Annotated in this window: 9 protein-coding genes; 6 read left to right on the top strand and 3 right to left on the bottom strand. The window is 76.8% G+C overall.

Features of this window, described 5'->3' with window-relative positions; genetic code table 11:
• Positions 1-68 precede the first annotated feature (68 nt).
• Positions 69-368 carry a hypothetical protein gene (locus tag ACRYM2_RS21900; protein WP_432524706.1) on the bottom strand — a complete coding sequence of 100 codons (300 nt, stop codon included), beginning with the start codon at positions 366-368 and terminating at the stop codon, positions 69-71.
• A gap of 157 nt (positions 369-525) precedes the next feature.
• Positions 526-720: a hypothetical protein gene (locus ACRYM2_RS21895; protein ID WP_432524705.1), complete on the bottom strand. Its 195-nt coding sequence runs from the start codon at positions 718-720 to the stop codon at positions 526-528.
• A 239-nt stretch (positions 721-959) separates the two neighbouring features.
• Between ACRYM2_RS21895 and ACRYM2_RS21890 the strand changes: the two genes are divergently transcribed.
• Genes ACRYM2_RS21890 through ACRYM2_RS21880 form a run of 3 tightly spaced genes read left to right on the top strand, consistent with a single transcriptional unit; the run spans position 960 to position 4248 of the window.
• Entirely contained in the window at positions 960-2165 is a 1206-nt protein-coding gene (locus tag ACRYM2_RS21890; protein ID WP_432524709.1) for a pyridoxal-phosphate-dependent aminotransferase family protein, read from the top strand.
• Positions 2162-3409, top strand: a complete 1248-nt coding sequence (locus ACRYM2_RS21885; RefSeq protein WP_432524704.1) for an allantoate amidohydrolase — start codon at positions 2162-2164, stop codon at positions 3407-3409. The genes ACRYM2_RS21890 and ACRYM2_RS21885 overlap by 4 nt, the downstream gene beginning before the upstream one ends.
• Positions 3410-3423: 14 nt before the next feature.
• The gene (locus ACRYM2_RS21880; protein ID WP_432524703.1) at positions 3424-4248 is read left to right on the top strand and encodes a MurR/RpiR family transcriptional regulator; all 825 of its coding nucleotides are present in this window, start codon (positions 3424-3426) and stop codon (positions 4246-4248) included.
• Between the two features lie 53 nt (positions 4249-4301).
• On the opposite strand, the gene ACRYM2_RS21875 is transcribed toward ACRYM2_RS21880, so the two are convergent.
• Positions 4302-5825, bottom strand: coding sequence for a diguanylate cyclase domain-containing protein (locus ACRYM2_RS21875; RefSeq protein ID WP_432524701.1), 1524 nt, complete (start codon positions 5823-5825; stop codon positions 4302-4304).
• 175 nt (positions 5826-6000) lie between these two features.
• Here ACRYM2_RS21875 and purS point away from each other — a divergent pair, with 175 nt between their 5' ends.
• The 3 genes from purS to purL are packed head-to-tail and all read left to right on the top strand — an operon-like array spanning position 6001 to position 9274.
• Positions 6001-6267, top strand: a complete 267-nt coding sequence (purS, locus tag ACRYM2_RS21870) for a phosphoribosylformylglycinamidine synthase subunit PurS (protein WP_166613935.1) — start codon at positions 6001-6003, stop codon at positions 6265-6267.
• Positions 6268-6275: 8 nt separating this feature from the next.
• The gene (purQ, locus tag ACRYM2_RS21865) at positions 6276-6956 is read left to right on the top strand and encodes a phosphoribosylformylglycinamidine synthase subunit PurQ (RefSeq protein ID WP_432524707.1); all 681 of its coding nucleotides are present in this window, start codon (positions 6276-6278) and stop codon (positions 6954-6956) included.
• Positions 6953-9274: a phosphoribosylformylglycinamidine synthase subunit PurL gene (gene purL, locus ACRYM2_RS21860; RefSeq protein WP_432524700.1), complete on the top strand. Its 2322-nt coding sequence runs from the start codon at positions 6953-6955 to the stop codon at positions 9272-9274. The genes purQ and purL overlap by 4 nt, the downstream gene beginning before the upstream one ends.
• Positions 9275-9349 lie beyond the last annotated feature (75 nt).

The raw sequence follows: 9349 nt of genomic DNA, 5'->3' as shown, positions 1-9349 counted from the left end.
GGTCCCCGCAGCAGAACCTGCGGGGACCGGGCGCTGCCGCGCGTGGAGGGGGTTCCCACGCGGTCGCCTCAGCCGGCGGCCGCGGCGGCCGCGGCGGCGGCCCGGGCGGCGGCGAAGCGCGACACCGGCTGCTGCAGCTCCAGCGAGGAGATGGCGTCGCACAGCTGCGGCAGCGACTCCAGGACCTGCTCGGCCACCTCCAGGTCCACCGGGGTGGACGACAGGACGGTCACCGTCAGGCGGCCCGCCGTGCTCGGGCCCTGGGAGACGAAGCAGCCCGGCACCTCGGCGGACAGGCCGCTGAGGAACCCGTTGAGGTCGCGAGCCCCGATGGGGCGGGTGGTCTCCAGTACCAGGACCGTCTTCATGGTGCTCCTCCGTGCCGCTGTCCGGCCGTTCGTCCGCGTCGAAGGAGTCATCGGCACGCCCGGCGCGCGGCCACAGCACCGGGACGGGCTCGTGCCCGTTCGGACCAAGACCCCACCCGCCCGGGGCGGCCGAGCCCGACCGAGCGCCGGCGGGGCGTCAGCCGGCGTCGTCGGCGCCCTCGCTGGGCCAGCGGTCGGCGACGACCTCGAAGCGCTCGCGCACCGAGCTCAGGTGCCGGCGCAGCTCCCCGGCGGTGGCGGCGTCCAGGCGCCCGCCGGAGGCCCAGGCCTCCACGTCGGCCTGCAGCTGGTCCAGGGCGGTGCGCACGTCGGAGATCGGAGAGGTGATCACGGGAGCATCGTGGCGCGCCGGCGGCCGGTGCACCTCCCGAGCGCACCCGCCGCCCGCCGCCCCGCCGGTTCCGCTCCCGCCGCCCCGGCCGCCCGCGGCTCGTCCCGGAGGGGGTGTGCGTGGAACGGTCGTTGCATATGCTGGCCCACGTGGAACAGCAGATCCGGACCTGGGCCCCGGCGCCCGCCCTCTCCCGCACCGGCGTGCTCGCCCCCGTCGACCCGCCGCCGCGGCTGCTCATGGGCCCGGGGCCGATCACGGTCGACCCGCGCGTGCTGCGCGCCATGTCCGCCCAGCTCACCGGGCAGTACGACCCGTGGATGACGGCGTGCATGACCGAGACCCAGGCCCTCTACCGGGAGGTCTTCCGCACCCGCAACGAGGCGACGGTGCTCGTCGACGGCACCTCGCGCGCCGGCATCGAGGCCGCGCTGGTCTCGCTCATCACCCCCGGCGACCGGGTGCTCGTGCCGGTCTTCGGCCGCTTCGGGCACCTGCTGCGCGAGATCGCCGAGCGCTGCGGCGCCGAGGTCCACGTGCGCGAGGTCCCCTGGGGGCGGGTGTTCACCCCCGAGCAGCTGGAGCAGGCCGTCCGCGAGGTCCGCCCGCAGCTCGTCGCCCTCGTGCAGGGCGACACCTCCACGACGATGAACCAGCCGCTGGAGGGGGTCGGCGAGGTGTGCCACCGCCACGGCGCGCTGCTCTACGTCGACTGCACCGCCTCCCTGGGCGGCAACCCCTTCGCCATGGACGCCTGGCAGGTGGACGCGGCCACCGCCGGCCTGCAGAAGTGCCTGGGCGGCCCCTCCGGCAGCTCCCCGCTGTCGCTGTCGCCGCGCGCGGTCGAGGTCGTCGACTCCCGGCGCAGCCTCGAGGCCGGCCTGCGCGCCGACCCGGACGCCGAGGACGGCGCGGCGGCGAGCGGGCGGCGGGTGCGCTCGAACTACTTCGACCTCGGGATGGTCCTGGACTACTGGAGCGAGGCGCGGCTGAACCACCACACCGAGGCCACCACGATGCTCTACGGCGCCCGCGAGTGCGCCCGCCTGCTGCTGGAGGAGGGCCTGGAGCGGGCCGTCGCCCGCCACCGCCTGCACGGCGACGCGGTGCTGGCCGGCGTCCGCGGCCTCGGCCTGGAGGTGTTCGGCGACGTCGCGCACAAGATGCACAACGTCGTGGCCGTCGAGGTCCCCGACGGCGTGGACGGCGAGGCGGTGCGCTCGGCGCTGCTGCACGACTACGGCATCGAGATCGGCACCTCCTTCGGCCCCCTCGCCGGGCGCGTGTGGCGCATCGGCACGATGGGCCACAACGCCCGCCGGGACGCCGTCCTCGTCACCCTGGCCGCGCTGGAGCAGGTGCTGCGCGCCGCCGGCGCCCCCGTCGCCCCCGGCGGCGGCACGGGCGCCGCCCTGGAGGTCTACGCGCAGGCGGTGCCCGCGTGAGCGCGCCCGCGTCCACGGCCGACGCCCGCCGCGCGCTGGAGCGCTGCGACGAGCTCGCCGGCCTGTCCGCCAGCGCCGAGGGCGTCGAGCGCGTGCACCTGTCGCCCGAGCACGCCCGCGCCAACGCCCTGGCCGCGCGCTGGATGGGCGAGCTGGGGATGCGCACCTGGAGCGACCAGGCGGGCAACCAGTGGGGGCGCCTGGAGGGCCGCGCCCCCGGCCTGCCCGCGCTCGTGCTGGGCTCGCACCTGGACACCGTCCCCGACGCCGGGCGCTACGACGGCGTCCTCGGCGTCGTCAGCGCGTTGGAGGTCGCGCGCCGGCTCGCGCCGCGCGCCGGGCAGCTGCCCTTCGCCCTGGAGGTCGTGGCGTTCTCCGACGAGGAGGGGACCCGCTTCTCCACCGCGCTGCTCGGCAGCTGCGCGGTGGCCGGCGCCTGGCGCGAGGAGTGGTGGGAGCGCACCGACCGCGAGGGCGTCAGCGTGCGCGAGGCCGCCGAGCGCTTCGGGCTGGACCCCTCCCGCATCGGCGAGGTCGCCCGCCGGCCCGAGGACCTCGTCGGCTACCTGGAGCTGCACATCGAGCAGGGCCCGCTGCTGGAGGCCGCCGACCGGCCGCTGGGCGTGGTCACCTCCATCGCGGGCGCCCGGCGCTTCACCGGCCGGGTCGTCGGCGAGGCCCGGCACGCCGGCGGCACCCCCTACCCCCGGCGCCGCGACGCCCTCGTCGGCGCCGCGGAGGTCGTGCTGGCCGTCGAGCGCCTGGCCGTCGAGGCCGACGGCATCGCCACCGTGGGGCGGTTGCAGGCGCACCCGGGCGGGGTCAACGTCGTGCCCGGCCTCGTGGAGCTCTCCCTCGACGTGCGCGCCGAGCACGACGAGGCCCGCGACGCCCTCGTCGAGCGCGTCCGCGAGCACGCGCAGCGCTCCTGCGCCCGGCGCCGGCTGGCCTTCGAGCTCACCGAGACGCACACCGCGGCCGGTGTGCGCTGCGACGAGGAGCTCCAGGCCTCGGTGCTGGCCGGCATCGCCGCCACCGGCGACGACGCCCCGCCGCGCATCTGGAGCCGCGCCGGGCACGACGCGATGGCGATGGCCGCGATCACGCCGGTGGCCATGCTCTTCGTGCGCTGCGCGGACGGCATCAGCCACGCACCGCAGGAGTCCGTCACCCTCGAGGACGTGGCGCACGGCATCGACGCCTTCGAGGCCGCCGTGCTGGACGTGGCGCGGCGGCGCGGGTGACGGGGGACGGGGGCGTGCGCGAGCGCATCGAACGGGCCTGGCCGGACCTCAGCCCCGTCGAGCGCCGGCTGGCCGAGCTGGTGCTCGAGCACGCCGAGGACCTCGCCGGCTACACCGGCGCCGAGCTCGCCGACGCCTCCGGCACCTCCAAGGCCTCGGTCAGCAGGTTCTTCCGGCGCCTGGGCTTCGACTCCTTCGCCCAGGCGCGGGCCGACGCCCGGGGCCTGCGCGCCCGCGGCGTCCCGCTCGGCGGGCTGCCGCAGGACGCCGGGGACGCGGTCGCGCTGCACCTGGCCCACGACACGCGCAACCTCGCGGCGGCCGCGCAGGCGCTGGACCGCGACGCGCTCGAGGCCGCCGCCCGGCTGCTGGCCGGTGCCCGGCGCGTGGTGGTCGCCGGCTGGCGCAACAGCTACCCGGTCGCCCTGCACCTGCGCGAGCAGCTGCTGCAGGCGCGCGCCGACGTCGCCCTGGTGCCGCAGCCGGGGCAGACGGTCGCGGAGGAGGTGGCCTCGCTGGGGGAGCGGGACGCCTTCGTGCTCGTCGCCTTCCGCCGCCGGCCGCCCGCCGTGGCCGCCGTGCTCGGGCACGTGAGCGGGCTCGGGGTGCCCTCGGTCGTGCTCGCGGACCCCACGGCCCGGCCGGCCACCGCCGCGGCCCGGCACCGCTTCGAGGTCCCCGTCGACGGCCCCGGCGCCTTCGACAGCTACGCGGCCGCCGCGGCGGTGGTCGCGGTCCTCGCCGAGGCCGTGCTGGCCCGGTGCGGGGCGCGGGGGCGGGAGCGCCGGGACGCCGTCGCCCGGGCGCACGAGGCGCTGTCGGAGCTGGAGGTGCGCTGACGCCGCGGCGACGGGCCCTCCCGCTCGCCCTCCCCGCTCGCCCTCCCGCTCGCTCAGGCCTCGTCGCCGGCCAGCACGCTGCGGCTGCCGCCGGAGCGCTTGGCGGCGTACATGGCCGCGTCGGCCCGCGACAGCAGCGAGTCGGCGTCGTCGTCGCGCACCGAGGTCGTCACGCCGACGCTGGCGCCGATCGTCGCCGGGCCGGCGCCGAGCAGGAACGGCTCGCGCAGGCACGCGACGACGGCCTCGCCGACGTCCTCGACCAGCCCGGGCAGCTGGTCCGGCAGCAGGACGGCGAACTCGTCGCCGCCCAGGCGGGCGGGCAGCCCGTCCGCGCCGACCACCAGCACCAGCCGCCGCGCGGCCTCCTGCAGCAGCTCGTCGCCGGCGGCGTGCCCGAGGGTGTCGTTGACCGCCTTGAAGCCGTCGAGGTCGACGAACAGCACCGCCACGCTCGCCCCCGCGGCGACGGAGCGCTCCAGCTGCGCGGTGAAGTGCCGCCGGTTCGGCAGCCCCGTGAGGGCGTCGAGCAGCGCGTGGCGCTCGGACTCCTCCGACAGCCGCACGCGCACGAGCGCGGCCGCGGCCAGGGCGGCCAGGGACTCCAGCGCCGTCTCGTCGACGCGCTGGGAGTCCGGGGCCGGCGCGCGCCGGGCGACGACCCAGCGCGCGGCCTCGCCGGGGACCGCGCAGCCGACCTCGCCGGCGCCGGGCGGCTGGGCGCGCACCTGCAGCCACCCGGTCGAGACCAGCGCGCAGCCGTGCACCTCCAGCGCCTCGACGAGCTCCTCGGCGCTCGCCGCGGCGTGCACCCGCACCGCCGCCTCGAAGAGCGCGTGCTGCTGGCGGCGGCGCTGGTGGGCGCTGCGCGAGGCCGACGCCGCCACCACCACGGCCAGCACGGGCACGAGGGTGAGCGCCGCGACCCACGGCGGCAGGGCCAGCTCGACGGCCGCGGCCAGGTAGCCCAGCACGGCCACGAGCAGGAACGTCCCCCCGCCGACCGCCGTGCCGGGGTCGGCGAGCTCGCCCAGCGGGTGGCGGCCCCGCTCGACGGCGACGGAGAACGCCGACAGCACGGCGTCGGTGGCGTAGTAGGCGCCGGCCCCGGCGAGGACGGCCAGCAGCTGCCGGGGGGTGAGGGGGTCGGCGGGCGCCAGCGCCGAGACGACGAGCGTCGCGGCGAGGCCGCCGAGCGTGGCCGAGCCCGCGTTGAAGAGGCGCGTCGCCCAGGCGCGCCGGTCCAGCAGGTGCGCCACCAGCGTGGACAGCGTCCACGCCAGCAGCGCGGTGCCGGGCGAGGCGGTGTCCGGGTGCACGGTGAGCAGGTGGGGCAGCAGCACCGGCGACAGCGGCACGGCGATGCCGCCGGCGATCCCGGTCACCAGCAGCGGGAAGCGCGTCAGGCCCCAGCACAGCGGCACGCCCAGGGCCAGCGCCCCCAGCAGCGCGGGGTCGCAGCCGCCCGCGCGCCAGCGCAGCAGGGCGCCCGCGAGGACGCCGAGCCCCAGCACGAAGACCGCCGTGTCCAGGACGGCCGACGCGCGCGGCCAGCCACCGCCCCGCCTGCTGTCCACGTGCACGCTCCGTGGTCGCCTCCGCGCGCCGGACGGCGCACCACCCTCGTCCATCGGCACCCTGGCGGCCCCGCTTGAGCGCTCGGGCGGGCGGGCCCGCCCGAGCGGACCGGGAGCCCGCCGCGGCGGCGGTAACCTGGGGCTGCCGATCCCACTCCCCTAAGGAGCCCCGCGCATGGGCCGCGTCGTCATCGACGTCATGCCGAAACCCGAGATCCTCGACCCGCAGGGGAAGGCCGTCGTCGGCGCCCTTCCGCGCCTGGGGTTCGACCTCTTCACCGGTGTCCGCCAGGGCAAGCGCTTCGAGCTGGAGGTGCCCGGCGAGGTGACCCCCGAGGTCCTGGAGCAGGCCCGCCGGGCCGCCGAGACCCTGCTGTCCAACCCGGTCATCGAGGACGTCGTCTCCGTGCGCGACGCGAGCGCCGCCGAGGTCGGCGCGTGAGCGAGGGCATGAGGGTCGGTGTCGTCACCTTCCCCGGCTCCCTCGACGACGGTGACGCCCGCCGCGCGGTGAAGCTGGCCGGCGCCGAGCCGGTGGTGCTCTGGCACGCCGACGCCGACCTGCGCGGTGTCGACGCGGTCGTGCTGCCCGGCGGCTTCTCCTACGGCGACTACCTGCGCTGCGGCGCCATCGCCCGCTTCGCCCCCGTCATGGGCGAGGTCGTGCGCGCGGCCGAGGGCGGGATGCCGGTGCTCGGCATCTGCAACGGCTTCCAGGTGCTGTGCGAGTCGCACCTGCTGCCCGGGGCCCTGGTGCGCAACGACCACCAGAAGTTCCTGTGCAAGGACCAGCGGCTGCGGGTGGAGTCGAGCGCGACGGCGTGGACCTCCGCGTTCGCGCCGGGCCAGGAGATCACGATCCCGCTGAAGAACGGCGAGGGCGGCTTCGTCGCCGACGAGGCCACCCTGGACCGCCTCGAGGGGGAGGGCCGCGTCGTCTTCCGCTACCTGGAGGGCAACCCCAACGGCTCGCTGCGCGACATCGCCGGCATCAGCAACGAGCGCGGCAACGTCGTGGGCCTCATGCCGCACCCCGAGCACGCCGTCGAGGAGCTGTTCGGCCCCGGCCTGGACGGGCTGGGCCTGTTCACCTCCGTGCTGAGCGCCGGCCTGCGGGCGGTGAGCGCGTGAGCGCCCCGGCCACGAGCGCGCTGGACACCGTCGAGCGCGCCGCGCAGACGCCCGAGCACCCCCAGCCGTGGTCCGAGCTGGGCCTGAAGGCCGACGAGTACGAGCGCATCCGCGAGATCCTCGGCCGCCGCCCGACGGGCGCGGAGCTGGCGATGTACTCGGTGATGTGGAGCGAGCACTGCTCCTACAAGAGCTCCAAGGTGCACCTGCGCACCTTCGGCGAGCACCTCACCGAGGACATGGAGGCCTCGCTCATGGTCGGCATCGGCGAGAACGCCGGCGTCGTCGACATCGGCGGCGGCTGGGCGGTCACCTTCAAGGTGGAGAGCCACAACCACCCCAGCTTCATCGAGCCGTACCAGGGCGCCGCGACCGGTGTCGGCGGCATCATCCGCGACATCATGGCGATGGGCGCGCGCCCCATCGCGGTCATGGACTCGCTGCGCTTCGGGGCGATCGACCACCCCGACACCGCCCGCGTCGTGCCCGGCGTCGTCTCCGGCGTCGGCGGCTACGGCAACTGCATCGGTCTGCCCAACATCGGCGGCGAGGTCGTCTTCGACCCCTCCTACCAGGGCAACCCGCTGGTCAACGCGCTCTGCGTGGGGGCGCTGCGCCACGAGGACCTGCACCTGGCCAACGCCCGCGGTGTCGGCAACCTCGTCGTGCTCTTCGGCGCCCGCACCGGCGGCGACGGCATCGGCGGCGTCTCGGTGCTGGCCAGCGAGACCTTCGACGAGAGCGGCCCCAGCAAGCGCCCCGCGGTGCAGGTGGGCGACCCGTTCCAGGAGAAGGTCCTCATCGAGTGCTGCCTGGAGCTGTTCCACGCCGGGCTCGTGGAGGGCATCCAGGACCTCGGCGGCGCCGGGCTGTCCTGCGCCACGAGCGAGCTCGCCTCCGCCGGCGACGGCGGGATGCTCATCCACCTCGACCGCGTCCCGCTGCGCGACCCCTCGCTGGCTCCCGAGGAGATCCTCATGAGCGAGTCGCAGGAGCGCATGATGGCGGTCGTCACGCCCGCCAACGTCGAGGCCTTCCTCGCGGTGACCGCCAAGTGGGACGTCGAGGCCGCGGTCCTCGGCGAGGTCACCGACGGCGACCACCTCGTCGTGCAGTGGCACGGCGAGACCGTCGTCGACGTGCCGCCGCGCACCGTCGCCCACGACGGCCCGGTCTACGAGCGCCCGTACGCGCGGCCGGCCTCCCAGGACGCGCTGCAGGCCGACGCGCCGACGGCGCAGCGGCTGGCGCGCCCGGCCGGCGGCGAGGAGCTGCGCGCGACCCTGCTGCGCATGGTCGCCTCGCCGAACCTGTGCTCGCGCGCGTGGGTCACCGACCAGTACGACCGCTACGTGCTGGGCCGCACCGCGCTGGCGATGCCCGACGACGCGGGCGTGGTGCGCGTCGACGAGGAGAGCGGCCTGGGGGTGGCGCTGAGCCTGGACGGCAACGGCCGCTTCGCGCGGCTGGACCCGCGCACGGGCGCGCAGCTGGCGCTCGCGGAGGCGTACCGCAACGTCGCCGCCACCGGCGCCAAGCCCCTCGCGGTCACCGACTGCCTGAACTTCGGCTCGCCGGAGGACCCGGGGGTCATGTGGCAGTTCGCCGAGGCCGTGCAGGGCCTGGCCCTGGCCTGCGAGCAGCTGGGCGTCCCGGTCACCGGCGGCAACGTGTCGCTGTACAACCAGACCGGCGACCAGGGGCTGGACTCCGCGGTCCTGCCGACGCCGGTGATCGGCGTGCTCGGCGTCCTCGACGACGTCGCCCGGCGCACCCCCTCGGGCTGGCGCGAGGCCGGGCGCAACGTCTACCTGCTCGGCACGACGCGCGACGAGCTCGGCGGCTCGGAGTGGGCCTGGGCCGAGCACGGCCACCTCGGCGGCCTGCCCCCGGCGCTGGACCTGGCGCACGAGCGGCTGCTGGCCGACGTGCTCGTGCAGTGCTCGCGCGACGGCCTGGTCGAGGCCGCCCACGACCTGTCCGACGGCGGGCTGGCGCAGGCCCTCGTGGAGTCCTCGCTGCGCTTCGGCGTGGGCGCGCGGGTGTGGCTGGACGAGCTGTGCGAGCGCGACGGGATCGACCCCTTCGTCGCGCTGTTCGCCGAGTCCGCGGGCCGCGCGCTCGTGGCGGTGCCGCGCGAGGAGGAGGTGCGCTTCACCGACATGTGCACCGCCCGGGGCCTGGCGCACCTGCGCATCGGCGTCACCGACGCCGTCCCCGGCGAGGAGCCGGTGCTGGACGTGCAGGGGCTCTTCGCGGTGCCGCTGGCGGAGCTGGGCGCGGCGCACGCGGCGACCCTGCCGCGGCACTTCGGCTGAGGGCAGCCGGCCCCCGGACGCCCCCCGGACGCCCGCGCGCACGAGCGCCCGGCACCTGTTCGCAGGTGCCGGGCG

This window comes from Kineococcus aridisoli (genome assembly GCF_050871885.1).
Lineage (GTDB): Bacteria > Actinomycetota > Actinomycetes > Actinomycetales > Kineococcaceae > Kineococcus.
The sequence above is the reverse complement of the archived record's forward strand: the minus strand, read 5'-3'. Positions and strand labels throughout refer to the sequence as shown.

Excerpts from the sequence above, each read along its gene's own strand:
- purQ (WP_432524707.1), top strand. The coding sequence starts at position 6,276 with ATGAGGGTCGGTGTCGTCACCTTCCCCGGCTCCCTCGACGACGGTGAC.
- ACRYM2_RS21890 (WP_432524709.1), top strand. The coding sequence starts at position 960 with ATGGGCCCGGGGCCGATCACGGTCGACCCGCGCGTGCTGCGCGCCATG.
- purS (WP_166613935.1), top strand. The coding sequence starts at position 6,001 with ATGGGCCGCGTCGTCATCGACGTCATGCCGAAACCCGAGATCCTCGAC.
- ACRYM2_RS21900 (WP_432524706.1), bottom strand. The coding sequence starts at position 368 with ATGAAGACGGTCCTGGTACTGGAGACCACCCGCCCCATCGGGGCTCGC.